At 70.7% G+C, this 22,037-nt stretch carries 24 protein-coding genes and 1 riboswitch; of the genes, 12 read left to right on the forward strand and 12 right to left on the reverse strand.

Translation table 11 applies throughout. The features are described from left to right. Positions 1-8: 8 nt before the first annotated feature. Positions 9-389 (reverse strand): hypothetical protein, encoded by a 381-nt coding sequence (locus F9278_RS10840; RefSeq protein WP_152168134.1) that lies wholly within the window; start codon positions 387-389, stop codon positions 9-11. Between the two features lie 52 nt (positions 390-441). Then, positions 442-553: riboswitch (TPP riboswitch) on the forward strand. On the opposite strand from F9278_RS10840, the gene thiO reads away from it, so the two are divergent. The 7 genes from thiO (at position 551) to F9278_RS10875 (ending at position 7,465) form a co-directional block, all read left to right on the forward strand. Beyond that, positions 551-1,726, forward strand: a complete 1,176-nt coding sequence (thiO, locus tag F9278_RS10845; protein ID WP_152168135.1) for a glycine oxidase ThiO — start codon at positions 551-553, stop codon at positions 1,724-1,726. It overlaps the preceding riboswitch by 3 nt. A gap of 14 nt (positions 1,727-1,740) precedes the next feature. Then, positions 1,741-1,941: a sulfur carrier protein ThiS gene (gene thiS / locus F9278_RS10850; RefSeq protein ID WP_152173788.1), complete on the forward strand. Its 201-nt coding sequence runs from the start codon at positions 1,741-1,743 to the stop codon at positions 1,939-1,941. A 4-nt stretch (positions 1,942-1,945) separates the two neighbouring features. Further along, positions 1,946-2,740 (forward strand): thiazole synthase, encoded by a 795-nt coding sequence (locus F9278_RS10855; protein ID WP_152168136.1) that lies wholly within the window; start codon positions 1,946-1,948, stop codon positions 2,738-2,740. A 162-nt stretch (positions 2,741-2,902) separates the two neighbouring features. Further along, the gene (gene pknB / locus F9278_RS10860) at positions 2,903-4,819 is read left to right on the forward strand and encodes a Stk1 family PASTA domain-containing Ser/Thr kinase (protein ID WP_193241431.1); all 1,917 of its coding nucleotides are present in this window, start codon (positions 2,903-2,905) and stop codon (positions 4,817-4,819) included. An 82-nt stretch (positions 4,820-4,901) separates the two neighbouring features. Continuing rightward, complete coding sequence (locus F9278_RS10865; RefSeq protein WP_152168137.1) at positions 4,902-5,831, forward strand: deoxyribonuclease IV; 930 nt, start codon at positions 4,902-4,904, stop codon at positions 5,829-5,831. Positions 5,832-6,398: 567 nt separating this feature from the next. Next, positions 6,399-6,647: a hypothetical protein gene (locus F9278_RS10870; protein ID WP_152168138.1), complete on the forward strand. Its 249-nt coding sequence runs from the start codon at positions 6,399-6,401 to the stop codon at positions 6,645-6,647. Continuing rightward, complete coding sequence (locus F9278_RS10875) at positions 6,644-7,465, forward strand: Crp/Fnr family transcriptional regulator (RefSeq protein WP_152168139.1); 822 nt, start codon at positions 6,644-6,646, stop codon at positions 7,463-7,465. The genes F9278_RS10870 and F9278_RS10875 overlap by 4 nt, the downstream gene beginning before the upstream one ends. Before the next feature lie 204 nt (positions 7,466-7,669). Here the strand turns inward: F9278_RS10875 and F9278_RS10880 are convergent, their stop codons facing one another. Continuing rightward, positions 7,670-8,317 (reverse strand): sulfite oxidase-like oxidoreductase, encoded by a 648-nt coding sequence (locus tag F9278_RS10880; protein ID WP_152168140.1) that lies wholly within the window; start codon positions 8,315-8,317, stop codon positions 7,670-7,672. Between the two features lie 174 nt (positions 8,318-8,491). Here F9278_RS10880 and bfr point away from each other — a divergent pair, with 174 nt between their 5' ends. Continuing rightward, positions 8,492-8,971, forward strand: a complete 480-nt coding sequence (gene bfr, locus F9278_RS10885; RefSeq protein ID WP_152168141.1) for a bacterioferritin — start codon at positions 8,492-8,494, stop codon at positions 8,969-8,971. A 22-nt stretch (positions 8,972-8,993) separates the two neighbouring features. Here bfr and F9278_RS10890 read toward each other — a convergent pair whose 3' ends face one another. The 4 genes from F9278_RS10890 to F9278_RS10905 all read right to left on the reverse strand — a co-directional run bounded on the left by F9278_RS10890 (position 8,994) and on the right by F9278_RS10905 (position 11,804). Continuing rightward, positions 8,994-9,245 (reverse strand): (2Fe-2S)-binding protein, encoded by a 252-nt coding sequence (locus F9278_RS10890; protein WP_152168142.1) that lies wholly within the window; start codon positions 9,243-9,245, stop codon positions 8,994-8,996. A gap of 163 nt (positions 9,246-9,408) precedes the next feature. Continuing rightward, the gene (locus F9278_RS10895; protein WP_152168143.1) at positions 9,409-10,758 is read right to left on the reverse strand and encodes a class II 3-deoxy-7-phosphoheptulonate synthase; all 1,350 of its coding nucleotides are present in this window, start codon (positions 10,756-10,758) and stop codon (positions 9,409-9,411) included. A 92-nt stretch (positions 10,759-10,850) separates the two neighbouring features. Continuing rightward, complete coding sequence (locus tag F9278_RS10900; protein WP_226966691.1) at positions 10,851-11,240, reverse strand: hypothetical protein; 390 nt, start codon at positions 11,238-11,240, stop codon at positions 10,851-10,853. Between the two features lie 30 nt (positions 11,241-11,270). After that, positions 11,271-11,804 (reverse strand): hypothetical protein, encoded by a 534-nt coding sequence (locus F9278_RS10905; RefSeq protein WP_193241432.1) that lies wholly within the window; start codon positions 11,802-11,804, stop codon positions 11,271-11,273. Between the two features lie 166 nt (positions 11,805-11,970). Between F9278_RS10905 and F9278_RS48680 the strand changes: the two genes are divergently transcribed. After that, positions 11,971-12,039, forward strand: a complete 69-nt coding sequence (locus F9278_RS48680; RefSeq protein WP_226967272.1) for a trp operon leader peptide — start codon at positions 11,971-11,973, stop codon at positions 12,037-12,039. Positions 12,040-12,175: 136 nt separating this feature from the next. Continuing rightward, positions 12,176-14,038 carry an anthranilate synthase family protein gene (locus tag F9278_RS10915; protein ID WP_152168145.1) on the forward strand — a complete coding sequence of 621 codons (1,863 nt, stop codon included), beginning with the start codon at positions 12,176-12,178 and terminating at the stop codon, positions 14,036-14,038. A gap of 172 nt (positions 14,039-14,210) precedes the next feature. Here F9278_RS10915 and F9278_RS10920 read toward each other — a convergent pair whose 3' ends face one another. The 4 genes from F9278_RS10920 to F9278_RS10935 all read right to left on the reverse strand — a co-directional run bounded on the left by F9278_RS10920 (position 14,211) and on the right by F9278_RS10935 (position 18,227). Beyond that, positions 14,211-15,239: a 6-phosphofructokinase gene (locus F9278_RS10920; protein ID WP_152168146.1), complete on the reverse strand. Its 1,029-nt coding sequence runs from the start codon at positions 15,237-15,239 to the stop codon at positions 14,211-14,213. Between the two features lie 174 nt (positions 15,240-15,413). Then, positions 15,414-16,061: a response regulator gene (locus F9278_RS10925; protein ID WP_152173790.1), complete on the reverse strand. Its 648-nt coding sequence runs from the start codon at positions 16,059-16,061 to the stop codon at positions 15,414-15,416. Between the two features lie 89 nt (positions 16,062-16,150). Continuing rightward, positions 16,151-17,395, reverse strand: a complete 1,245-nt coding sequence (macS, locus tag F9278_RS10930; RefSeq protein WP_193241433.1) for a MacS family sensor histidine kinase — start codon at positions 17,393-17,395, stop codon at positions 16,151-16,153. A gap of 85 nt (positions 17,396-17,480) precedes the next feature. Continuing rightward, a complete protein-coding gene (locus tag F9278_RS10935; protein WP_152168147.1) occupies positions 17,481-18,227 on the reverse strand; it encodes a lysophospholipid acyltransferase family protein in 747 nt (248 codons plus the stop codon). Positions 18,228-18,423: 196 nt separating this feature from the next. Here F9278_RS10935 and F9278_RS10940 point away from each other — a divergent pair, with 196 nt between their 5' ends. Together F9278_RS10940 and F9278_RS10945 are read left to right on the forward strand one after the other, a co-directional pair. Beyond that, the gene (locus tag F9278_RS10940; RefSeq protein WP_152168148.1) at positions 18,424-19,293 is read left to right on the forward strand and encodes an alpha/beta hydrolase; all 870 of its coding nucleotides are present in this window, start codon (positions 18,424-18,426) and stop codon (positions 19,291-19,293) included. Then, complete coding sequence (locus F9278_RS10945) at positions 19,286-19,993, forward strand: hypothetical protein (protein WP_152168149.1); 708 nt, start codon at positions 19,286-19,288, stop codon at positions 19,991-19,993. Before F9278_RS10940 ends, F9278_RS10945 begins: the two co-directional genes overlap by 8 nt. Positions 19,994-20,128: 135 nt before the next feature. Here F9278_RS10945 and F9278_RS10950 read toward each other — a convergent pair whose 3' ends face one another. Next, positions 20,129-20,881, reverse strand: coding sequence for an endonuclease/exonuclease/phosphatase family protein (locus tag F9278_RS10950; RefSeq protein ID WP_152168150.1), 753 nt, complete (start codon positions 20,879-20,881; stop codon positions 20,129-20,131). Positions 20,882-21,002: 121 nt separating this feature from the next. Further along, a complete protein-coding gene (locus F9278_RS10955; RefSeq protein WP_152168151.1) occupies positions 21,003-21,956 on the reverse strand; it encodes an ROK family glucokinase in 954 nt (317 codons plus the stop codon). Between the last annotated feature and the right edge of the window lie 81 nt (positions 21,957-22,037).

Below are 22,037 nucleotides of genomic sequence, written 5' to 3' on the forward strand. Positions count from 1 at the left end.
ATGGTCAGTCAGTGGTCGTGCCCCGTGAGCTGTTCCACACCTTCGGCGCCTTCGGCCGGCTCCTCCACGACGCTCGTGCCGCTGCCGGGCCCCGACTCCCACTCCCAGGTCTCCTCCAGACGGACCCGCCCGTCGGGCAGTTCGACCACCTGGGACACGCAGTGCCCGGACGCGGTGGTCCCGTCGGTCTTCAACTGCACGTACCGGAAGTCCAGCCGGTCCCCCGCGCGCGTGCCCACGAGATGGCCGCGGACGACGTCCCCGCCCGCGTACTCGGCCCAGATCTCGCCGTCCTTCTCGTGGTACGCGAAGCGGGTGCGGGTGCCCACCTGACCTGGGGCCTGGTCGGCGACGGGGGCGAGGACGAGACCGTCGAGCGAGCGGGCCATGGGCACGGGCTCCCTTACTGAGGCGAACGGCGGGGACTAGGGTGGGCCACCGTAGAGCACTCGCGGGAGCCCGGACGCACCGGGCTGAGAGGGAGGCTGGCGGCCTCCGACCGTACGAACCTGATCCGGGTCATGCCGGCGAAGGGAGGGGCTGGACGCCCATGTCGCGTACGCACACGTCAGACGTCCTCGTCGTGGGGGGCGGAATCATCGGCCTGGTCACGGCGTGGCGGGCCGCGCGGCGCGGGTTCGCCACGGCCGTGGTCGATCCCGATCCCGGCGGCGGGGCCGCGCGGGTGGCGGCCGGGATGCTCGCCGCCGTCACCGAACTGCACTACGGCGAGCAGACCCTGCTGGGGCTCAACCTGGAGTCCGCGCGCCGCTACCCGGACTTCGCGGCCGAGCTGACGGAGGCCACCGGTCTCGACCTCGGCTACCGCCGCTGCGGCACGCTCGCCGTGGCGCTCGACTCCGACGACCGCGCCCACTTGCGCGAACTGCACGCGCTGCAGCGCCGGTCGGGCCTGGACTCGGAGTGGCTGAGCGGCCGTGACTGCCGCCGGCTGGAGCCGATGCTCGCGCCGGGCGTGCGCGGCGGACTGCGGGTCGACGGGGACCATCAGATCGACCCGAGGCGGCTCTCCAGGGCACTCGTCGCGGCCTGCGAGCGCGCCGGGGTGGTCTTCCACCGGACCAGGGCCGAGGAGCTGTCGGTGGTCCGGGAACGGGCCGCCGGGGTCCGCACCGACGCCGGCGACCGGCTCACCGCCGAGCAGGTCGTCCTCGCCGCGGGCAGCCTCAGCGGGCGGCTCGCCGGGGTCCCGGCCGAGGTGCTGCCGCCGGTGCGCCCGGTGAAGGGGCAGGTGCTGCGGCTGACCGTGCCGCAGCCGTACGCGCCCTTCCTGAGCCGTACCGTGCGGGCCGTGGTGCGCGGCAGCCACGTCTATCTGGTGCCACGCGAGAACGGCGAGCTCGTCGTCGGCGCGACCAGCGAGGAGCAGGGCTGGGACACCACGGTGACCGCGGGCGGGGTGTACGAACTGCTGCGGGACGCCCATGAGCTGGTCCCCGGGATCACCGAACTCCCGCTCACCGAGACCCGCGCGGGACTGCGCCCGGCCTCCCCGGACAACGCGCCGCTCCTCGGCCCCAGCGGACTCGACGGCCTGCTCCTCGCGACCGGCCACTACCGCAACGGGGTGCTCCTGACCCCGGTCACCGGCGATGTCATGGCCCATGTGCTGGCCACCGGTGAACTGCCGCAGGAGGCCCGCGACTTCACCCCCCTGAGGTTCCGCGCCGGCGCGGTCCGCGAACTCCTGGAGCAGCCCGTATGAGCACCACCGGGACCCTGACCGTCCTCGTCAACGGGGAGCGGCGGCAGATCGCCCCCGGCACGGCCCTGGACGCGCTGGTGCGGACGCTCACCCCGTCCGCCTCCGGTGTCGCCGCCGCGCTCAACGAAACCGTGGTCCCCCGCGCGCGGTGGACGACCACCGCCCTGCGCGAAGGGGACCGCGTCGAGGTCCTCACCGCCGTCCAAGGAGGCTGATCCCATGGCAGACGACCCCTTCGTCCTCGGCGGTACGACCTACTCGTCCCGGCTGATCATGGGCACGGGCGGGGCGAGTGGCCTGGACGTCCTGGAACGCGCGCTGGTGGCCTCCGGCACGGAGCTGACGACGGTCGCGATGCGCCGGGTGAACACCACCGTGCACGGCTCCGTGCTGTCCGTGCTCGACCGGCTCGGCATCCGGGTGCTGCCCAACACCGCCGGCTGCTTCACGGCCGGCGAGGCCGTGCTGACGGCCCGCCTCGCGCGCGAGGCGCTCGGTACCTCCCTGGTGAAGCTGGAGGTCATCGCCGACGAGCGCACCCTGCTGCCCGACCCGATCGAGCTGCTGGACGCCGCCGAGACGCTGGTCGACGACGGTTTCACCGTGCTGCCGTACACCAACGACGATCCCGTGCTCGCGCGCAGGCTCCAGGACGTGGGCTGTGCGGCGATCATGCCGCTGGGGTCGCCGATCGGGTCCGGGCTCGGTATCCGCAACCCGCACAACTTCCAGCTGATCGTCGAGCACGCGCGCGTGCCGGTGATTCTGGACGCGGGCGCCGGTACGGCCTCGGACGTCGCCCTCGCGATGGAGCTGGGGTGTGCGGGGGTGATGCTCGCCTCGGCCGTGACCCGGGCCCAGGAGCCGGTCCTGATGGCCGAGGGCATGCGGCACGCGGTGGAGGCCGGGCGGCTGGCGTACCGGGCGGGCCGCATCCCGCGCCGGCACTTTGCGGAGGCGTCGTCGCCGGGCGAGGGGCTGGCGCGGCTGGATCCGGAACGCCCGGCGTTCTGAGTCGCATCTCACGCCACTTCGCCCTCACCCGAACAGCCGAGCGAGTTCCGCCGGACAGCCGCTTGTCACAGCCCTCCGATCTCGGTCACAGCTCTGCTGCAGTACTTCTCGCCCGCCCCGGGACTTATGGGCCTGTCGGCGTCGGCTCGTACACTCACCTGCGTGGACACGACCCTTCAGGACCCGCTTGTCGGCCAGGTGCTCGACGGCCGGTATCGAGTCGAGGCGCGGATCGCGGTCGGCGGGATGGCCACGGTCTACAGGACCGTGGACACCCGCCTCGACCGCGTGCTCGCCCTCAAGGTGATGCATCCGACGCTGGCCGCGGACCGCACGTTCGTCGAGCGCTTCATCCGCGAGGCCAAGTCGGTGGCCCGGCTGTCCCACCCGAACGTGGTGGGGGTCTACGACCAGGGCACCGACGGCTCGTACGTCTATCTCGCGATGGAGTACGTCGCCGGCTGCACCCTCCGTGACGTGCTGCGCGAGCGCGGGGCGCTGCAGCCCCGGGCAGCGCTGGACATCCTGGAGCCGGTGCTCGCCGCGCTGGGGGCCGCGCACCGCGCCGGGTTCGTGCACCGGGACATGAAGCCGGAGAACGTGCTGATAGGGGACGACGGCCGGGTCAAGGTCGCCGACTTCGGGCTCGTCCGGGCGGTGGACACGGTCACCAGCACCACCGGCTCCGTCCTCGGCACCGTCTCCTATCTCGCCCCCGAGCAACTGGAGCACGGCACCACCGACACCCGTGTCGACGTGTACGCGTGCGGCGTGATGCTCTACGAGATGCTCACCGGCGGCAAGCCGCACGCCGGGGAGTCCCCCGCGCAGGTGCTGTACCACGCGCTGCACGACGACGTGCCGCCGCCGTCGGCCGCCGTGCCGGGGCTGTCGTACGAGCTGGACGCGCTGGTGGCGTCGGCGACCGCCCGCAGTCCGGAGCTGCGGCCCTACGACGCCGTGGCGCTGCTCGCGCAGACGCTGGACGCGCGCGCGTCGCTGAGCGCCGAGCAGCTGGACGCGGTGCCGCCGCAGGCGATAGCCGGCGGCCATGACAACGCCGACGACCGGACGAGCGTGATCCCGCGTTCGCTGTCCGTGTCGCGGTCGGTGGGGACGGATCCCGACCGGCTGAACCGCACGAGCCGGTTCGCGTCGCCCCCGCCGCCGCCCCGGCGCGACCGCGCCTCCGCAGCGCCCCGGCGCGGGATGTGGGCGGTCGTCGTCGCCGTGCTGCTGGTCCTCGGGGTGGGCGGGGGCGTCTGGTACATCAACTCGGGCCAGTTCACCCAGGTCCCGGCCGTGCTGCAGCAGAGCGAGGCGAACGCGACGAAGCGCCTTGAGGGCGCCGGGCTGGGCGTCGAGGTCGAGGAGGCGTTCAGCGACACCGTCGAGCACGGCAGGGTGATCAGCACCGATCCGGCGCCCGGGGAGCGGATCCGGGACCACGACAGCGTGACGATCACGATCTCCAAGGGCCCGCAGACCGTGAAGGTGCCCGACCTGAAGGGCTACCGACTGGACCTCGCGAAGACCAAGCTGAAGGACGCCGGGCTCGAACCGGGCGTGGTGACGCGGGAGTTCAGCGACGAGGTCGTCCGAGGGCAGGTGATCAGCACCCAGCCGGGCAGCGGCACCGAGATCTCCTCGGGGGCGGCCGTCCGGATCGTGGTCAGCCGGGGCGCCCCGGTGGAGGTGCCCGAGGTGGCGGGCGCGTCGGCCGCGGACGCCACCGCCGAGCTGGAGGAGGCGGGCCTGAAGGTGAAGATCGCCCCGAAGCGGGTCAACTCCGAGTTCGACAAGGGGCTCGTGGCCGAGCAGTCGCCGGAGGCGGGCAAGGAGGCCGGCACGGGCGACACCGTCACCCTGACCCTCTCCAAGGGGCCCGTGATGGTCGAGGTCCCGGACGTCGTGGGCGACAGCGTCGACGACGCGACCCGGCGGTTGAAGGACGCCGGCTTCGAGGTCGAGGAGGACCGGGGGATCCTCGGACTCTTCGGCGACGAGGTCAAGAGCCAGTCGGTGGACGGCGGTGACACCGCGCCCAAGGGCTCGACCATCACCATCGAGATCCGCTGACGGGATCGGCCCGGCCGTCGCCTCGAACCGGCGGCCGGGCACCGTCGGCCCCACGACACCCGCCGCATGACACCCTGGTGCGGTGAGCACTCCGCAGTCCCCCGCCCCCACCCCTTCCGGCCCGTCCCGCAACCCCGTCGGCGGGCATGTCCCCGTCGCCGGGGGGCTGAACTCCGTAGGGCTGACGTACGCCCGTGAACTCGGGGCCGAGACGGTTCAGGTCTTCGTCGCCAATCCGCGCGGCTGGGCCACTCCGGTCGGCAATCCCCGGCAGGACGAGGAGTTCCGGGCGGCGTGCGCCGAGGAGTCGATCCCCGCGTATGTGCACGCGCCGTACCTGATCAACTTCGGGTCGCACACCGAGGCGACGGCGGAGCGGTCCGTGGAGTCGATGCGGCACTCGCTGCGCCGGGGGCGGGAGATCGGCGCGCTCGGGGTGGTCGTGCACACGGGGAGCGCGACCGGCGGGCGGGACCGGTCGGTGGCGCTGAAGCAGGTACGGGAGCATCTGCTGCCGCTGCTGGACGAGTTGACCCATGACGACGACCCGTTCCTGCTGCTGGAGTCGACAGCGGGCCAGGGTTCCTCGCTGTGCTCACGCACCTGGGACTTCGGGCCGTACTTCGAGGCGCTGGAGGCCCATCCCAAGCTGGGCGTCTGTCTGGACACCTGCCACATCTTCGCGGCCGGGCACGATCTGACGGGCCCGGACGGTATGCACCGGACCCTCGACCTGCTGGTGGACACCGTCGGCGAGGGCCGGCTGAAGCTGATCCACGCCAACGACTCCAAGGACGTCGTCGGCGCCCACAAGGACCGCCACGAGAACATCGGCTCCGGTCACATCGGCGAGGCCCCGTTCCGCGCCCTGATGACCCACCCCGCGACGGAGGGCGTCCCGCTGATCATCGAAACCCCGGGCGGCAAGGAGGGCCACGCGGCGGACGTGGAGCGGCTGAAGGGGCTACGGGCAGTCAGGGGCCGTACAGGAAACGGCAGTCCACCGGTGTGACGCTTGTCTCCTGAACGTGCAGTGGCCAAGGATTCCACTGCCGTCACCACCCCGGGGGGCGCACAACCGGGAGTGTCCAGCGCGAGCGGGTCACACTCACCCCATAAATAGGGAAAGCGGCAGACCACCCCTTTTGACAGGGACATCACCGCACTGCGTGACCGGGCGGACGCGATGGGCTACCCCGCGACACCCACGGTCCGGGCGGTGCCGGGGCGGCCCCTGGGGTACCACCCCCCGGAGCCACGGCCCGACAGCTGCTGTTGGACCGGCCAGGCTCAACGTCAGCACGGTCAATGTAACCGGCTCCGCCTCAAGGTCATTCCCTAAAAGTGAGGAGTTACCGAAGAGTAAGCGTAGAACCCCTTCCGTTTGGGGATTTTCAGGCGCCCCGTTGCCCCGGTCGACAATCCTGCCGTTTTGTCGACATACGAGATCTCGGGCAGTCCGACAGGTGAGATATCGTCTTTGGCTACCGGAAGACCGCGAATTTTCTTCGGACCACCAATCCGGATCGCGTCTTCCCTCACCTGGACCGGCCACGCATCGTAAATGGAGTAGCAACGAATGTCAGCGTTCCTGATCGCCGCCGTCGTGATCTTTCTGATCATGTCGGCGACGGTCGCCTTCACAGTCAAAGTCCTGTCGTCGACACCGGCGCGCATCGGGGTGGTGATCACCGCGTTCGCCGGCCTGGTGATCGCCTTCCCACCGATCCTTCGCGCCCTCGACACGCAGGCTCCGGCCACCTCCCCGCCGGCCGTCGAGCAGCCAAGCCCGCAGTCCGGCGCCACGGGAGAGGCAGGCGCGCAATGACCTTCTGGAAGAAGGACGAGCCCATTCAGATCGGATCGTCCTTCTACAACGTGGACATCACGACCGGCCGGATCGACCGGGAGGAGACGCCCAGCCGCCTGGGCACCGTCTTCGAGCGCAACCCCTTCCTGCGCAAGCTCCCCAAGGAGACCCGTCTCAACTTCCTTGAGGAGACGAGCGGTTCGGCCGGCTCGCGGACCTACTCGCGAGGGCACGAGCTGCGGGGGCCGAACATAGGCACCTCGGTGCACATCGTGCTGACCGGCTGCGTGCTGGAGCGGACCCAGATGGGCCAGTCGTCCACGGTGCGCTTCCTCGGGGCAGGGGCCATGGTCGGATCCGTCGAGGTCTTCGACGACCATGTGCCCCCGCCGATGGCGAAGTGCATCACCAAGACGTGGACACTCGCTGTCCCGTTGGACAGGATGCGGGCCCTGGCCGAAACCAACTCCGGCCTGATGAAGGCGATCGGCAGCTCCGTCGTGGACCGCATGGAGGCAGCCGAGCGCATCTACAACCGGCACGGCCTGAAACCCGAACAACGGCTGTGTGGGCTGCTGGGACACCTGCTCATGCACTGCGCGGTGCCGGGCAAGGAGTACGACTTCATGGTCGAGGGGCCGACACAGACCGACCTCGCGGACGCGCTCTGCCTCAGCATCGGCTCGGTCGAGGCCGCGCTGACCCAGCTGCGCAGGAGCAAAACCGTGGTGACGGGATATCGCTCCTACGAATTCCCCTCCGTGCGTCGACTGCTTGAGACGAGCGAGCTCCAGTTCCCGCAGGGAAGCCTCGCCCGCACTCTCGCGTCCATTTAGTCAACCGGAATCCTCGGAACCGGATAGCGCCTGCCGTGAACACCATTCACGGCAGGCGCTCTTTTCCCGGAACGAACAATTCCCGTCCGGCCAACCTCACCGTTCTCGCACATTGAATTGATTCACACGCACCCCAATAGGACGCTTGCCCGAAAGAGCACCGACCGTCGTCGACTCGGCCATGCGCTCCTGCCGACATCGGGATCAGAGCTCGGGCCCCTCCCCCGGTTCCTCCTGGTACGAGTAGCGCTGTTCCTGCCAGGGGTCGCCGATGTTGTGGTAGCCGCGTTCCTCCCAGAAGCCGCGGCGGTCGGCGGTCATGTACTCGATGCCTCGGACCCACTTGGGGCCCTTCCAGGCGTACAGGTGAGGGACGACGAGGCGGAGCGGGAAGCCGTGTTCGGCGGTGAGGAGTTCGCCGTCCTTGTGGGTGGCGAAGATCGTGCGGTCGTCGGCGAAGTCGGCGAGCCGGAGGTTGGAGCTGAAGCCGTACTCCGCCCACACCATCACATGGGTGACCTCGGGGGCGGGCGGCGCGGTCGCCAGGATCGTCCGGGCCGGGATACCGCCCCATTCCGCGCCGACCATGCTGAACTTCGTCACGCAGTGCAGATCGGCCACGACCGAGTCGTACGGCAGGGCGGTGAACTCCTCGTGGGCCCAGGAGTACTTCTCGCCGTCGGCGGTGGCGCCGAAGACCCGGAAGTCCCAGCGCTCCGGACGGAACTTGGGGACGGGCCCGTAGTGGGTGACCGGCCAGCCGCGCTGGAGCCGCTGTCCCGGTGGAAGCTGCGACGATGCCGCGTTCTCAGATGCGCGATCTCCTGATTCGCGTTCCACCGGCTGACCCATGACTCCATCCTGACAGACCCCGAGTGGTGCACATGACCAGGGTCCACCCGACCCGGACATTTCAAACTAAGGCTGCACTTACTTACTAAGCTTGCACTTACTGGACGATCTTCGACAGCGGTGCAATCATCGCGGCGCAACCTCCCAGTCCCCCGCTTGGAAGGAGCCTCTGCGATGCAGGGCGACCCCGAGGTCATCGAATTCCTCAACGAGCAGCTGACGGCCGAGCTGACCGCGATCAACCAGTACTTCCTGCACGCGAAGATGCAGGAGAACTTCGGCTGGACGAAGCTCGCGAAGTACACGCGGCACGAGTCGTTCGACGAGATGAAGCACGCGGAGATCCTCACCGACCGGATCCTGTTCCTGGACGGGCTGCCGAACTACCAGCGGCTGTTCCACGTCCGGGTGGGCCAGACGGTCAAGGAGATGTTCGAGGCCGACCGGCAGGTCGAGGTCGAGGCGATCGACCGTCTCAAGCGCGGTATCGAGGTGATGCGCAACAAGGGCGACATCACCTCGGCGAACATCTTCGAGTCGATCCTCAAGGACGAGGAACACCACATCGACTACCTCGACACCCAGCTGGAACTGCTGGAGAAGCTCGGCGAGGCGCTCTACATCGCGCAGCTGATCGAACAGCCCGAGAGCTGAGCCCGTACACGGGCCCCGGGGGCTAGGCGGCTTCGTCGAGTTCGCCGAGTTCGTCGAAGTCGGAGAAAACGGGCCGACCCTGATCGGCCGGCTCACGGCGCGGGCACGCTCCCCTGCCGAGGATCGCCTGGATCCGGCGTACGCACGATCCGCAGTCGGTGCCCGCCTTGCAGGCCGACGCGATCTGACGCGGGGTGCGGGCGCCGTCCGCCGCGTGCTTCTTGACCTGCTGCTCGGTGACACCGAAGCAACTGCAGACGTACACGCGGTTCACCTCCAGCCGGGATCGATAGGTGGCGCCATCCCGATGATCGGTGAGGCTAACCTAACCTTACCCGGCACGCCGGAGCCGCAAAAGTGGAGTGGGGCGCGGATCGTATGTGATCCGCGCCCCACGTCATGCCCGGGTAACGGGCACATCCACTCTTGATCTGCTACTAGTCCCGGTACAGCTCCGCGACGAGGAACGCCAGGTCCAGGGACTGGCTGCGGTTGAGCCGGGGGTCGCAGGCCGTCTCGTAGCGCTGGTGCAGGTCGTCGACGAAGATCTCGTCGCCGCCGCCCACGCACTCGGTGACATCGTCACCGGTCAGCTCCACGTGGATGCCGCCCGGGTGGGTGCCGAGGCCCTTGTGGACCTCGAAGAAGCCCTTGACCTCGTCGAGCACGTCGTCGAAGCGGCGGGTCTTGTGGCCGGAGGCGGCCTCGAAGGTGTTGCCGTGCATCGGGTCGGTCACCCAGGCCACGGTCGCGCCGGAGGCGGTGACCTTCTCGACCAGCTCGGGCAGCTTGTCGCGGACCTTGTCCGCGCCCATGCGCACGATGAAGGTGAGCCGGCCCGGCTCGCGGTGCGGGTCGAGACGCTCGATGTACTGCAGCGCGTCCTCGGCCGTGGTCGTCGGGCCGAGCTTGATCCCGATCGGGTTGCGGATCCGCGAGGCGAACTCGATGTGCGCGTGGTCCAGCTGCCGGGTGCGCTCACCGATCCACACCATGTGCGCGGACACGTCGTACAGATGGCCCGTGCGCGAGTCCACGCGGGTCAGCGCCGACTCGTAGTCGAGCAGCAGCGCCTCGTGCGAGGAGAAGAACTCGACGGTGCGGAACTCCTCCGGGTCGGCCCCGCAGGCGTGCATGAAGTTCAGCGCCTGGTCGATCTCGCGGGCGAGCTGCTCGTAGCGCTGGCCGGACGGGGACGACTTCACGAAGTCCTGGTTCCAGGCGTGCACCTGGCGCAGGTCGGCGTACCCGCCGGTGGTGAAGGCGCGGACCAGGTTGAGCGTGGACGCGGACGCGTTGTACATCCGCTTCAGGCGCTCGGGGTCCGGGATGCGGGCGGCCTCGTTGAAGTCGAAGCCGTTGACCGAGTCGCCGCGGTACGTCGGCAGGGTCACGCCGTCGCGGGTCTCGGTGCCCTTGGAGCGGGGCTTGGAGTACTGCCCGGCGATCCGGCCGACCTTCACGACCGGCACGGAGGCCGCGTACGTGAGGACCGCGCCCATCTGGAGCAGCGTCTTCAGCTTGTTGCGGATGTGGTCGGCCGACACGGCGTCGAAGGCCTCGGCGCAGTCGCCGCCCTGGAGGAGGAACGCCTCTCCCTTGGCGACGGACGCCATCCGGGCGCGCAGCTGGTCGCACTCGCCCGCGAAGACGAGCGGCGGATACGACTCTAGCTCCGCAACGACTGCGCGCAGAGCCTCGGTGTCGGGGTACTCGGGCTGCTGCGCCGCGGGCAGGTCTCGCCAGGTGTTGCCAGCGCTCGCGCTGGACTTAGCGTTCACGGTCACGACCTCCACATTACGGGGTCGTGTCGGGCGTCCATCCCACTGCTCATCAAGTGAGACGAACCCCGCTCGACTGGAGCGGGATCCGTCGGGCGTCAGTGCAGGTTCATGACCGCGCTGTCGTCGAAGCCGACCGCGAACACCGTGCGCGGGGTCGTCCCGGCGCGGATGTGCTCCGTCAGCCCCCACAGCTCCCCGACCTGTTCGGTGCCGAGCCTGGGCCAGTAGCTGAGGGCCTGGGGGGTGCCCACCGCACAGTTGCCGTTGGCGTACACCGTGGTGCCGACCGCGCGGTCGCGGGCCGTGGTGGCCCGGGTGTCGCCGACCCAGGTGTGCGAGAACACGGCGGGCTGGAGGGCGCAGCCCTTGTGGAAGGCGAAGTTCAGCAGTCCGGGACAGGTCGAGGCGCTGGTCGCCGATCTTGTCGAGGGAGAGCCAGGATTGACATCCTCGCCCGCGTGAATGTAGGCGATTCCGGTCAGCACCGCTGCGCGGTGCTCCCTCGGGTTCCCGCTTCATCGGCCCCTGCCACCCGAAGGTGGTCCGACAAGGTCTCCACACTTCTTGGTGTCACGGTCGACGAGGGTGAGCTTGAGCAGGTTGTTCGTCCGGCACTTGTCGTTGGCCTCGTAGTCGCCGGCCGCGTTCGTCTTGAACGTCTCGTAGTGCCAGGCGACCGCCGTGACGCGCTTGTCCTGGATGGCGCCGTCGGCCCCGTCGGCGGTGCCGGTGCCGCTCATGCCCTGCGGCCACCAGCGCGGGGTGGTGTCGTCGCCGGCGCACGCGCCCATGGTGCGCAGGTTCGTCCAGGGGGCGCTCGCCCCGGAGGAGTCCGTCGTGAAGTCGGTCGTGACGACGTCCGCGAGGTCGGCGTCCGCCGGCTTGCCGTCGAGGGTGGTGGCCTCCGACACGGTGCGCGTGTCGGTCATCCTGAACCTGTCGCCGCTCAGCGCCAGCTTCGTCACCACCGGCTCGGCCGCCGCCGCGGGCTGCCCGGTGGGACCGGCGAGCAGGGCGGCCGTCGCCGTGACGAAGGCCAGGGGCCTCATGCTCCGTTTGGGTGACGCACTCGCCCTTCCGTGATCACAAATCGACTAGAACATGTCAAAGAACAGAACAAGCGGTGATCACAAATTGACCGCCCGGCGGGGATCAAGTTGACCGCCCGGTGGGGATCACGTGAGTTCGGCCGGAACGTCCGGTAGGGTGCGGCGCATGTTCGCGCACTCGATCCAGAACACGATCCAGAACTGGTGGTGGACCGCTCATCCGGCGGCCCACTGACTGCGCGTACGCAAGACTTCGCGAAGGCCGCCCGAGGGGCGGCCTTCGGTGTTTCCCGGGCCCGGCCGCTCCTCCCCGATGACGATCACGATCGGGATCACCGCGACGACGGTGGTCCCTCAGGGAAGAGGAACCCATGGACCTGACCCGGCTCCTGTCCGACGACCGCCCGTTCGCGCTGCTGCGCCGCCGCACGCCCGGCGCGCACGACCACGACACGGTCGAGCTGCTGATCGGCCCGATGACCGCCCACGAGCGGCTCGCCGACATCCCCGACGAGGGGCTGGCGCTCATCCCCTTCCGGCAGATCCGCGAACGCGGCTTCGACGTCCGCGACGACGGCACACCCCTGTCTGTGCTGGTACCGGAGGAGTCGTACGCGCTGCCGCTGGACCGGGCCCTCGCGGAGCTGCCCACGCATGACGTCCGGGTCGAGGGCGGAGGCTTCGACGTGGACGACGAGGCGTACGCGGAGATCGTCGGCCGGGTGCTCCACGAGGAGATCGGGCGCGGCGAGGGCGCCAACTTCGTGATCCGGCGGACGTACGAGGGCACGATCCCCGGCTTCGGCCGCGCCGACGCGCTCGCGCTGTTCCGGCGGCTGCTGGAGGGCGAGCGGGGCGCGTACTGGACGTTCGTCGTGCACACCGGGGAGCGCACGCTCGTCGGCGCGAGCCCCGAGGTGCATGTGCGGATGTCCGGCGGGACGGTCGTGATGAACCCGATCAGCGGCACGTACCGCTATCCGGCCGACGGGCCGACACCGGAGGACCTGCTCGCCTTCCTCTCCGACGGCAAGGAGATCGAGGAGCTCTCGATGGTCGTCGACGAGGAACTCAAGATGATGTGCACGGTCGGCGACATGGGCGGGGTGGTGGTCGGGCCCCGGCTCAAGGAGATGGCGCACCTCGCGCACACCGAGTACGAGCTGCGCGGGCGGTCCTCGCTGGATGTGCGGGAGGTGCTGAAGGAGACGATGTTCGCCGCCACGGTCACCGGGTCGCCGGTGCAGAACGCGTGCCGGGTGATCGAGCGGCACGAGGTGGGTGGGCGCGGCTACTACGCGGGCGCGTTGGCGCTGGTGGGACGTGACTCGGGCGGTGCGCAGACGCTGGACTCGCCGATCCTGATCCGTACGGCCGACATCTCGGTGGACGGGCGGCTGAAGGTGCCGGTCGGGGCCACGCTCGTCCGGGGGTCGGACCCGGCGGGCGAGGTCGCCGAGACGCACGCGAAGGCGGCGGGGGTGCTCGCGGCGCTGGGAGTACGGCCGGGGCGGCCCGGCCCGGAGCGGGTGCGGCCGGTTCTGGCGGACGATCCCCGGGTGCGGGCCGCGCTGGACGGGCGGCGGGGGGCGCTGGCGCCGTTCTGGCTGCGGATGCGGGAGCGGACGGCGGAGCTGACCGGGCACGCGCTCGTGGTGGACGCCGAGGACACGTTCACCGCGATGCTGGCGCATCTGCTCAGGTCGTCGGGGCTGGACGTGACCGTACGGCGGTACGACGAGCCGGGGCTGCGGGAGGGGGTGCTCGCGCACGAGGGGGTGGTGGTGCTGGGGCCCGGTCCCGGGGATCCCGGTGATCTCGGCGACGCGAAGATGCGGGGCCTGCGGGCGCTGACCGCCGAGGTGTTGCGGGGGCATCGGCACGGGGTGCTCGGGGTGTGCCTGGGGCATGAACTGATCGCGCTGGAGCTGGGGTTGGAGATCGTGCGGAAGGAGGTGCCCTATCAGGGGGCGCAGACCGCGATCGATCTCTTCGGGCGTTCCGAGACCGTCGGTTTCTACAACAGCTTCGTGGCCCACTGCGACGACGAGACGGCGGTGGAGTTGGCGGCGCACGGGGTGGAGGTCAGCCGTGGGGGGAACGGGGAGGTGCACGCGTTGAGGGGGCCTGGGTTCGCGGGGGTGCAGTTCCATCCGGAGTCGGTGTTGACGTTGGACGGGGTGAGTGTGGTGCGGGAGTTGGTGGCGGGGGTCGGGTCGCTGCGGGCGATTTAGGCCGTGGGTTCGGGTGCGGGTCCGGTGGGGCTGGTCGCGCGGTCCCCGCGCCCCTGAAAAACAGGGGCTGCGCCCCGTGCTTTTCATCTTTGGGGGCGCGGGGAACCGCGCGAGAAGCCCCACCGGACCCGCACCCGCCAACGCACCCGAACCCCCGAGCCACTAGGCGCCCTCAGCCGAAGAAGACGCCGACCTCCTCGTACAGCTTCGGATCCACCGTCTTCAGGCGGGCCGTCGCGTCGGCGATCGGGACGCGGACGATGTCCGTGCCGCGGAGGGCGACCATCTTGCCGAAGTCACGGTCGCGGACCGCGTCGATGGCGTGGAGGCCGAAGCGCGTGGCGAGCCAGCGGTCGAAGGCCGAGGGGGTGCCGCCGCGCTGGACGTGGCCGAGGACCGTCGTGCGGGCCTCCTTGCCCGTGCGGCGCTCGATCTCCTTGGAGAGCCATTCGCCGACGCCGGAGAGGCGGACGTGGCCGAAGGAGTCGAGCGAGCCGTCCTTGAGGACCATCTCGCCGTCCTTCGGCATGGCCCCCTCCGCGACGACCACGATCGGCGCGTACGAGGCCTTGAAGCGGGACGTCACCCAGGCGCACACCTTGTCGACGTCGAAGCGCTGCTCGGGGATCAGGATGACGTTGGCGCCGCCGGCGAGCCCGGAGTGGATGGCGATCCAGCCGGCGTGCCGGCCCATCACCTCCACGACCAGGACGCGCATGTGCGACTCGGCGGTGGTGTGGAGGCGGTCGATGGCCTCCGTGGCGATGCCGACCGCCGTGTCGAAGCCGAAGGTGTAGTCCGTGGCCGAGAGGTCGTTGTCGATCGTCTTCGGGACGCCCACGCACGGCACGCCGTACTCGTCCGAGAGCCGCGCGGCCACCCCGAGCGTGTCCTCGCCGCCGATGGCGATGAGCGCCTCGACCTCCTGCTTGGCCAGGTTGTCCTTGATCCGGCGGATGCCGTTCTCCTGCTTGAGCGGGTTGGTGCGCGAGGAGCCGAGGATCGTGCCGCCGCGGGGCAGGATGCCGCGCACGGCGGGGATGTCGAGGCGGACGGTGTCGTTCTCCAGCGGACCCCGCCAGCCGTCCCGGAAGCCGACGAACTCATAGCCGTACTCCTGGACGCCCTTGCGGACGACGCCCCGGATGACGGCGTTGAGCCCGGGGCAGTCGCCGCCTCCGGTGAGTACTCCGACGCGCATGGAAATGTCCCTTCGCCGCGGTTGGCTGACGAGGGCCACGCTAATAGTGATCCAGGTCACTTCGGCATGAACGGGAAGTCAATTCCGGCGCGTTCCAGCGAATTGCGGCCGATTGAGGGTGAGTTGATCGGAGATGATCAAATCACCCTCACTCTATGGGGTGATTCGTCGCGTTTACTCGTCGTCGAGACCGCGCTCTATGGCATAGCGGACCAACTCCACCCGGTTGTGGAGCTGGAGCTTGCCGAGGGTGTTCTGGACGTGGTTCTGGACCGTGCGGTGGGAGATGACGAGGCGTTCGGCGATCTGCTTGTAGCTCAGGCCCTTGGCGACCAGCCGGAGCACCTCGGTCTCGCGGTCGGTGAGTTGCGGGGCCTTGGGCTCGTCGGCGCCCGGCGCGGGGGCCGGTTCGGAGGCGAGGCGGCGGTACTCCCCGAGGACCAGGCCCGCGAGGCCGGGGGTGAAGACGGGGTCGCCCACGGCCGTGCGGCGGACCGCGTCGATCAGCTCCTCCGTCGAGGCCGACTTCAGCAGATAGCCCGTAGCGCCCGACTTCACCGCCTCCAGGACATCCGCGTGCTCCCCGCTCGCGGAGAGGACCAGCACCCGCAACGCCGGGTTGGCGCCGACCAGTTCCTTGCAGACCCGCACACCCGGCTTGGCCGGCAGGTTGAGGTCCAGGACGAGGACGTCCGGGGCGGCGGCGTGGGCGCGCCGGACCGCCTGCTCGCCGTCGCCCGCCGTGGCGACCACGTCGAAGCCGGACTCGGCCAGGTCGCGGGCGACGGCGTCGCGCCACATGGGGTGGTCGTCGACCACCATGACCCTGATCGGTCCGCGCCCGCCGGACGGTCCCGCCCCGTCCCCCGGCCCGCCACCGCGCACGTTCTCCCCCTGCTCCACACTCTCCGTCATCGCTTCTCCGCCTTCCCCCGTACGCCCTTGGGCCCTTCCGCGGCCCTGGGCACCTTCAGTTCCACTTCCGTGCCCTGTCCGGGCACCGAGATCAGTTCGGCCGTGCCGCCGATGTCACGCAGCCGTCCCCGGATGGACAGGGCCACCCCGAGCCGGCCCTCGCCCTCCGCCTGGGCGAGCCGGCCCTCGGGGATGCCGGGGCCGTCGTCCCGTACCGTCACGATGATCTCGTCCGGCCAGTCCTCGACCAGGATCCAGGCCCGCGCCCCGGCGCCCGCGTGCGCGCGCACATTGTCCAGGGCCGCGCCGACGGCCGCCGCCAGCTCCCGCGCGGCCCCCGGGGCGAGCGGCACCGGGCCGCCGGGCTCGGAGAAGGTGACCGTCGCACCGGCGTACGGGGCGAGGAGGGCGCGCAGATCCACCGGGTCCGAGGCGTCGCCCGGCGCGTCCGGTTCGTCCACCGCCCGTACGAGCGCTCCCCGCGTCGCGTCCTCCGAGACCCGGGAGACGGGGACCAGGCCGCCGGAGACCAGGGTGCGCAGGGCGACCTCCTGCTCGCCCGCCATCCGGCCCAGCTCCGCGGACTCGCCGCCGAGGGCGGTGCCGCGCCGCTGGACCATGGCGAGGACCTGGAGGACGCTGTCGTGGATGTCCCGGGCGAGGCGTTCCCGTTCCCGGGTGGCGGCCTCGATCTCCAGAGCGCGGGCGAGGGTGCGCTCGGAGGCGCGGGCGACCTCGACGACGTAGCCGATGGCGATGGAGGCGACCCAGACCAGCAGCACGTTGTGGATGGTGTCGCGGGTGGGGGCGCCCCGGTGGATCAGGTTGGCGACGGCGACGAGCGTGGAGGCGAAGGCGGCCCAGCGCCAGCCGCCCTTGATGGCGAAGGCCAGCACGGCGCCGGCGGTCCATATCGACGGCAGCGTGGGGCCTCCGGCCTCGACCCGCGCGGTCGAGTCGGCGAGGCGGGTGAGCAGGATGCCGACGATCGCGATGGTGAGGTCGGCCGCGAGGAACCGCTTGGTGCAGCTGGCCGCGCCCGCGACCTTGGGCAGGGTCGCCAGCGTCCAGCCTGCCAGCACCGCGAAGTAGGCGACGGCCACCCAGGGGCGCTGGAACTTGTCGTAGGCACTGGCGAAGAGTCCGACCGCGTAGATCGTCGTCAGGACCCGGTAGCCGGTGAGCGCACGCCACAGCGGCTGCTCGACCGACATCGTCATGACCCGTTCGCGCTTCGGCATGCCCCCACCCCACCCCGGCCACGACGGTCGTGTCCGGGAACGCGACCGTACCCGGGAACCCGGCCGTTACGAAGCCGGCCGGTCCTTACGAGGCCGCCCGGTCCTTCTCCGCCTTGGCGAGGGCGGCCCTGGCGGCCTTGTCGGCCTCCTTCTCGGCCTTGGCCGCGTCCGCGATCTGCCGTTTGGCGGCGGTCGCGTAGATGTCGACGTACTCCTGGCCGGAGAGCTTCATGATCTCGTACATGACCTCGTCGGTCAGTGCCCGCAGGACGAAGCGGTCGTGCTCCATGCCCTGGTAGCGGCTGAAGTCGAGGGGCTTGCCGACGCGGATGCCGGGGCGCATCACCTTCGGCAGGACCTTGCCGGGGGGCTGGATCTTCTCCGTGTCGATCATGGCGACGGGGATCACGGGCGCGCCGGTGGCGAGGGCCACGCGCGCGAGGCCGCCGGGTTTGCCCCGGTAGAGGCGGCCGTCGGGCGAGCGGGTGCCCTCGGGGTAGATGCCGAACAGCTCACCGCTCTCGATGACCTGTATCCCGCTCCTGATCGCGGCCTCGCCCGCGCCGCGCGCGCCGGAGCGGTCCACCGGGAGCTGGCCGACGCCCTTGAAGAAGGCGGCCGTGAGCTTGCCCTTGACGCCGGGGGTGGTGAAGTACTCGGCCTTCGCGATGAAGGTGACCTTGCGGTCGAGGACCGCGGGGAGGAAGAACGAGTCCGAGAAGGAGAGGTGGTTGCTCGCGAGGATCGCGGCGCCCTCGGCCGGAATGTTCTCCATGCCTTCCACCCAAGGCCTGAAGGTGACCTTGAGCGGTCCCCCGATAGCGACCTTCATCGCGCCGTACAACAACCGAGTGCCTCTCTGTGTTCCGTGGATCAGACCTTAACCCGGACGCCGGAGGAAGAGTCCTACGCCCCCGGCCGGTGTCGGGCTCCACCGCGCGAAGCCCCTGGTCGGTGTCAGTGCGGTCGCGTACGGTGAACCACATCCGGACTCATTCACACCCTTCTCATGAACAGGAGACCGAACCGTGCCGGTCCTTCCTGGAGCCGAGCCGTACCACCACGAGGGCGGGGAGGTCGGAGTCCTCCTCTGCCACGGATTCACCGGGTCCCCGCAGTCGCTGCGCCCCTGGGCGGAGTATCTCGCCGCGCGGGGGCTGACCGTCGCGCTGCCCCTGCTGCCGGGACACGGCACCCGCTGGGAGGACATGCGCCTGACAGGCTGGCAGGACTGGTACGCGGAGGTGGACCGCGAGCTGCGGGTCCTGCGCGAGCGCTGTGCGCACGTCTTCGTCGCGGGGCTGTCCATGGGCGGCGCGCTGGCGCTGCGGCTGGCCGCGAAGCACGGGGACGCGGTCGCCGGCGTGATGGTCGTCAACCCGGCCAACAAGGTGCACGGCCCGGCCGCGCACGCCCTCCCCCTGCTCCGGCACTTCGTCCCCACCACCAAGGGGATCACCAGCGACATAGCCAAGGAGGGCGTCGAGGAGGTCGGGTACGGCCATGTGCCGCTGCACGCGGCGCACTCGCTGCGTAACTTCCTGCGCCTCGTCGACGGCGAACTGCCCCAGGTCACCCAGCCGTTGCTGCTGCTGCACAGCCCGCGGGACCATGTGGTGCCGCCCGTCGACTCCGAACGCGTCCTCGGCCGGGTGTCGTCGACGGACGTCACGGAGATCCTGCTGGAACAGAGCCATCATGTCGCGACGTTGGACCACGACGCGGACCTCGTCTTCGCCGAGAGCCACGCGTTCGTCACCCGGCTCGTGACGGAGTCCGACGCGGCACGGGTGAAGGAGTCCGACGCGGAATCCGTACAGCGGTCTGGTTCGGGGTCCGTGGAGCGGAACGGTCCGGGATCCTTGGAGCAGAGGGAAGGGACGGCCACTGGTGGCTGAGCACGACTCCGAGCGTGAGCCGGAGGAGAAGGGAGCGCCACTCGGCGAGCGCCACGGCGACTCCCCGGGCGGCTCCTCGGGCAGCCCCGCGGGCGCCTCGTCCGGCGACGCGCCGGGCGAGGAGCAGCATGTGGGCGAGGAGCAGCATGTGCCGTTCGACGAGGACGCGGCGTGGCGGGCCATCGTCGCCGGGTTCGGTGCGGAGCCGCCGGACCCGCCGGGTGCCAAGCCGTTCAAGTCGGTGGAGGACCTGGCCCTGATCGAGGCCGAGCCGGAGGAGTCCACGGACAAGTCCCCGGACGCCGCCGCCGGGCCCGCGGCGCCCAAGCCGCTGGGCAGCTCGGTCGCGTTCGCCCCCGGCGTCGGCGCGGGACCGCGCGACTACAGCGTGCCCGATCCGGTCGGCGAGGACCCGGACACGGACGACGAGGCCACCGACGACGAGGACGACGAGGGCCACTTCGTGCCGCCCGAGCCGCCCCCGCTCCCGGAGGCCGACGTGACCGCCAAGTTCGCCTGGCTGGGGGTGATCGGCGGCCCGGTCCTGCTGCTGCTCGCCGTGCTGCTCGGCTGGGAGATGACCTGGTGGCTGACCACCCTGGGCATCGGCGGCTTCCTCGGCGGCTTCGCCACGCTGGTGATGCGGATGAAGCACGACGACGAGGACGACGACGATCCGGGCCGCGGCGCGGTCGTCTGACCCCACCACCGCAGCCGTACGAGGGCCCGCCCGGGAGCGTTCCGGGCGGGCCCTCGGCGCTGCCGCCCGGCGGTACGCCGTTCCCGCCCGCCGTACGCCGCTGCCGCCCGGACCGGCGGACCCCGCGGACACGGCCTACGGCTCGGCCGGGACCCTGAGCGCGGCCAGGACCGGGAGGTGGTCCGTGGCCGCCCTCAGGTCCTCGTCGGTGATGCCGGGGTGGTCGAGGGGGACGCCGCAGCCGAGGACCTCGATGCCGGGGCCGGCCAGGATCGCGTCGATGCGCTGGTGGGGGTCGGTGGGGGTGGAGCTGTACTCGCCACCCCAGGGGGTGGTGGCCCAGCAGTCCTGGAGTTCCCCGGCGAGACGGCGGAAGGCGCGGCCGTTCGGACGCTCGTTGAGGTCGCCGCCCGCGACCACGTGCCGCACCCCCAGGCCGGCCAGCCGGTCGAGAAGCAGGCCGCCCTGCTCGTACCGCTCGTCCTTCTGCAGGGAGAGATGGCAGGACAGGACGCCGAGGCGGGCGCGGCCGAAGCGGACCACGGCCGTGGCGAAGCCGCGTCGGTGCAGGCCGGGGGTGAGCGGCAGCAGTACGTCCTCGGTGCGCTCGACCGTGGTGCGGAGGCTGCACAGCAGCGCGGGGCCGGAGGCGGTGGCACCGCCGGAGAGGGTGACCAGGCCGGAGGCCGCGGCCAGCCGGGCGAGCTTCTTGCGCCAGCGGAAGAAGCGGGGCGCCTCCTGGACGAGGACCAGGTCGGGGGCGCAGGCGGTGATCACTCGGGCGAGGGCGGCGGTGTCGTCGCGCATGGAGCGGATGTTGTAGCTGAGGACGCGGATGGTGGCCGAACCGTCGGGGTTCGTGCGGGAGTTGGGGAGCGGGGTCGCCATGGGGATCAAGATACGCCCAAGAGCTCGGGGGTATTTGTCCGTTTGCGAGTGCCGGTGCGTCGTGGTTGTTCGCGCGGATCCCCGCGCCCCTGAAGGGCGCGGGGTCGCCGCTTTCCGGTGTCTACATGATCGGGTCGGGTTCTCTCGCCAGGTCCGCCGCGCCCACCAGGCCCGCCTCGTTGCCGAGTTGGGCGGCGATGACCTCGGCGACCGGGCGCCAGTTGCCGCCTACGAGCCAGCGCTTGTAGGACTTGCGGATGGGGTCGAGGACCAGTTCGCCCTCGTCCGAGAGGCCGCCGCCCACGATGAACGCGGAGGGGTCGAAGAGGGAGGCGAGGTCGGCGAGGCCGGCGCCGGCCCAGCGGGCGAGTTCGCGGTAGGAGTCGACGGCCACCGGGTCGCCCTGGCGGGCGGCCATGGAGATGTGCTTGCCCTCGATGCCCTCGGGGGTGCCGTCGCCCAGGCCGAGGAGCAGCTCCGCGTTCTCCGGGGTGGCGTTGGCGCGCTGCATGGCGTAGCGGACGAGGGCGCGGCCCGAGGCGTACTGCTCCCAGCAGCCCTGCGACCCGCAGCCGCACAGCAGTCCGTCCGGGACCATGCGGATGTGGCCGAACTCGGCGGCGACGCCGAAGTGGCCGCGGCGCAGCTCGTTGCCGATGATGATGCCGCCGCCGAGGCCGGTGCCGAGGGTGATGCAGATGACGTTGCGGTGGCCCTTGCCCGCGCCGAACTTGTACTCGCCCCACGCGGCGGCGTTGGCGTCGTTCTCCACGACGACCGGCAGGCCCACGCGGGCCTCGACCTTCTCCTTGAGCGGCTCGTTGCGCCAGTCGATGTTGGGGGCGAAGTAGACCGTCGACCGCTGCCGGTTGACGTAACCGGCAGCGCCGATGCCGACACCGACGATCTCGTGCCCGGCTCGCGCGCCCTCGACGGCGGCGGCGATGGCGTCCACGATCCCGTCGGGCGTGCCCGGGGTCGGCACCTTGTGGGTCGAGAGGATGTTGCCTTCCTCGTCGACCACACCGGCCGCGATCTTGGTGCCGCCGATGTCGACGCCGATGGTGAGTCCCATGAATCCCTCAGTTTCGGTCGAGCCCCGCTACGGCCAACCGTACCCGAGGCCCTGCCCCGGGATTCCCGACGTCCGGCGGGC

This window comes from Streptomyces phaeolivaceus (genome assembly GCF_009184865.1).
Lineage (GTDB): Bacteria > Actinomycetota > Actinomycetes > Streptomycetales > Streptomycetaceae > Streptomyces > Streptomyces phaeolivaceus.

Excerpts from the sequence above, each read along its gene's own strand:
- F9278_RS10955 (WP_152168151.1), bottom strand. The coding sequence starts at position 21,956 with ATGGGACTCACCATCGGCGTCGACATCGGCGGCACCAAGATCGCGGCC.
- macS (WP_193241433.1), bottom strand. The coding sequence starts at position 17,395 with ATGCCGAAGCGCGAACGGGTCATGACGATGTCGGTCGAGCAGCCGCTG.
- F9278_RS10855 (WP_152168136.1), top strand. The coding sequence starts at position 1,946 with ATGGCAGACGACCCCTTCGTCCTCGGCGGTACGACCTACTCGTCCCGG.
- F9278_RS10915 (WP_152168145.1), top strand. The coding sequence starts at position 12,176 with ATGGACCTGACCCGGCTCCTGTCCGACGACCGCCCGTTCGCGCTGCTG.
- F9278_RS10880 (WP_152168140.1), bottom strand. The coding sequence starts at position 8,317 with ATGGGTCAGCCGGTGGAACGCGAATCAGGAGATCGCGCATCTGAGAAC.
- F9278_RS10925 (WP_152173790.1), bottom strand. The coding sequence starts at position 16,061 with ATGGTGGTCGACGACCACCCCATGTGGCGCGACGCCGTCGCCCGCGAC.
- thiO (WP_152168135.1), top strand. The coding sequence starts at position 551 with ATGTCGCGTACGCACACGTCAGACGTCCTCGTCGTGGGGGGCGGAATC.
- F9278_RS10935 (WP_152168147.1), bottom strand. The coding sequence starts at position 18,227 with ATGAAGGTCGCTATCGGGGGACCGCTCAAGGTCACCTTCAGGCCTTGG.
- F9278_RS10905 (WP_193241432.1), bottom strand. The coding sequence starts at position 11,804 with ATGAGGCCCCTGGCCTTCGTCACGGCGACGGCCGCCCTGCTCGCCGGT.
- F9278_RS10950 (WP_152168150.1), bottom strand. The coding sequence starts at position 20,881 with ATGGCGACCCCGCTCCCCAACTCCCGCACGAACCCCGACGGTTCGGCC.
- F9278_RS10870 (WP_152168138.1), top strand. The coding sequence starts at position 6,399 with ATGTCAGCGTTCCTGATCGCCGCCGTCGTGATCTTTCTGATCATGTCG.
- bfr (WP_152168141.1), top strand. The coding sequence starts at position 8,492 with ATGCAGGGCGACCCCGAGGTCATCGAATTCCTCAACGAGCAGCTGACG.
- F9278_RS10875 (WP_152168139.1), top strand. The coding sequence starts at position 6,644 with ATGACCTTCTGGAAGAAGGACGAGCCCATTCAGATCGGATCGTCCTTC.
- F9278_RS10920 (WP_152168146.1), bottom strand. The coding sequence starts at position 15,239 with ATGCGCGTCGGAGTACTCACCGGAGGCGGCGACTGCCCCGGGCTCAAC.
- F9278_RS10840 (WP_152168134.1), bottom strand. The coding sequence starts at position 389 with ATGGCCCGCTCGCTCGACGGTCTCGTCCTCGCCCCCGTCGCCGACCAG.